Here is a 2,132-nt window from a genome sequence, read left to right as displayed (position 1 = left end):
ACAGCTCCCCGCCCACCCCACCAGGCAAGTCCTCGATGTTCAGCTCGCTGAGGATCCGGAACTACCGCCTGTTCTTCATCGGCCAGGTCGTCTCCAACACCGGCACCTGGATGCAGCGCATCGCCCAGGACTGGCTGGTCCTCAGCCTCACCGGCTCCTCCGCCGCCGTGGGCATCACGACCGCCCTCCAGTTCCTGCCGATGCTCCTCTTCGGGCTCTACGGCGGTGTCCTCGTCGACCGGCTGCCCAAGCGCCCCACCCTCCTCGTCACCCAGTCCGCGATGGCCCTCACCGGCCTCGCCCTCGCCGCCCTCACGCTCTCCGGGCACGTCCAGGTCTGGCACGTCTACGTCGCCGCCTTCGCCGTCGGCCTCGCCACGGTCGTCGACAACCCGGCCCGCCAGTCCTTCGTCTCCGAGATGGTCGGCCCCGAGCAGCTGCAGAACGCGGTCAGCCTCAACTCGGCGAACTTCCAGTCCGCCCGTCTGGTCGGCCCCGCCGTCGCGGGCGTCCTGATCACCGGCGTCGGCACCGGCTGGGCGTTCCTCTTCAACGGCCTGTCGTTCGTGGCGCCCCTGGCGAGCCTGCTCCTCATGCGCAACCGCGACCTGAAGGCCGTGGCGAAGCGCGCCCCGCGCGGCAAGGGCCAGCTCCGCGAGGGCCTGCACTACGTCGCCGGCCGCCCCGACCTGATCTGGCCGATCGTCCTCGTCGGCTTCATCGGCACGTTCGGCTTCAACTTCCCGGTGTGGCTCTCGGCCTACGCGGACGACATCTTCCACGCGGGCGCCGGCGCCTACAGCCTCTTCAACACCCTCATGGCGGTCGGCTCCCTGATCGGCGCCCTGCTCGCCGCCCGCCGCGGCACCACCCGCCTCCGGATACTCATCGCGGCGGCGGCGGCCTTCGGCCTGCTGGAGATCGTGGCCGCGGTGGCCCCCTCCTACTGGCTGTTCGCCCTGCTCATGGTCCCGATCGGCATCGCGGGCCTGACGGTCAACGTCACGGCCAACACCGCCGTCCAGATGGGCACCGACCCGGCCATGCGCGGCCGGGTCATGGCCCTGTTCATGATGGTCTTCATGGGCGGTACGCCGGTGGGCGCACCGATCGTCGGCTGGATCACGGATGCCTACGGCCCCCGGGTGAGCTTCGCCCTCGGCGGTGCCATCGCGGCCGTGGCCGCCGCCACGATCGGCGTGATCCTGGCCCGCATCGGCGACCTCCGCCTGTCCTTCGACTGGAACCACGGCCACCCGAGCGTGGCCTTCGTCCCCCGAGAGCGGGAGCAACTGACCGCGGCGGCATGACACTTGGGGCAGGTGCTACACCCTCCGGGCCAGCACCTGCCCCGGCCAGTCGTCCTCCCCGACGACGATGGCCTCCGTCGCCGTGAACCCGTTGGCCTCGTAGTAGGCGACGAGCTTGCGGTCGTCCCCCGCGTAACAGTCCACCCGCAGCAGCGAGATCCCGGCCGCCCGGGTCACCTCCGCCGCGTGCGCGAGCAGCGCGCTGCCGACGCCGTACCCCCTGAACCGGCGGTCGGAGGCGAGCAGATGCACATACCGCTCGGGCTCGTCGACGGCTTCGACGTACGACCCCGGCGAGTCGGTGAGGGTGAGCGTGCCGGCGGGGACGCCGTCGACCTCGGCGATGTACGGGCTGCCGGTCGCCACATACCGCTCCACCATCGCCACGGCCTTCGGATTCTCCGACCACGGCGTACTGCCCCACTGCCCGGTCCGCCCCTGCGCGACGAGCCACGCCACGGCACTGTCGAACATGCCGAGTATCGCGGGAATGTCGTCGGGACCGCCGTCCCTGATGCTGATGGTCACGCGTTCATGGTGGCAGGCTGAGGCGCATGAGACTCTTCGCCGCCGTGCTGCCCCCGGAGGACATCGCCGCCGAACTCGCCTCGCGGGTCGAGGAGTTGAGGCGCCTGCCGGGCGCGGACGCGCTCCGCTGGACCGGCCGCCCGGGTTGGCACTTCACGCTCGCGTTCTACGGCGAGGTCGACGAGGACGCCGTACCGGAACTGTCGGCCGCCCTGGAGCGGACCGCGCACGGGAGCGAACCGTTCGGGCTCGCGGTGCGCGGCGGTGGGCAGTTCGGGGAGGGGCGGGCGCTGT

General features: G+C 71.4%; 3 protein-coding genes. 2 read left to right on the top strand and 1 reads right to left on the bottom strand.

From position 1 onward, the window contains the following. Window positions 1–35: 35 nt before the first annotated feature. Window positions 36–1,310 (top strand): MFS transporter, encoded by a 1,275-nt coding sequence (locus JHN45_RS52020; protein ID WP_200717743.1) that lies wholly within the window; start codon window positions 36–38, stop codon window positions 1,308–1,310. A gap of 15 nt (window positions 1,311–1,325) precedes the next feature. Here the strand turns inward: JHN45_RS52020 and JHN45_RS52015 are convergent, their stop codons facing one another. Next, entirely contained in the window at window positions 1,326–1,838 is a 513-nt protein-coding gene (locus JHN45_RS52015) for a GNAT family N-acetyltransferase (RefSeq protein WP_201056509.1), read from the bottom strand. A gap of 26 nt (window positions 1,839–1,864) precedes the next feature. Between JHN45_RS52015 and JHN45_RS52010 the strand changes: the two genes are divergently transcribed. Next, a partial coding sequence (locus JHN45_RS52010) for a 2'-5' RNA ligase family protein (RefSeq protein WP_307783463.1) occupies window positions 1,865–2,132 on the top strand: 268 nt, incomplete at its 3' end.

This window comes from Streptomyces sp. MBT53 (genome assembly GCF_016654115.1).
GTDB lineage: Bacteria > Actinomycetota > Actinomycetes > Streptomycetales > Streptomycetaceae > Streptomyces.
The sequence above is the reverse complement of the archived record's forward strand: the minus strand, read 5'-3'. Positions and strand labels throughout refer to the sequence as shown.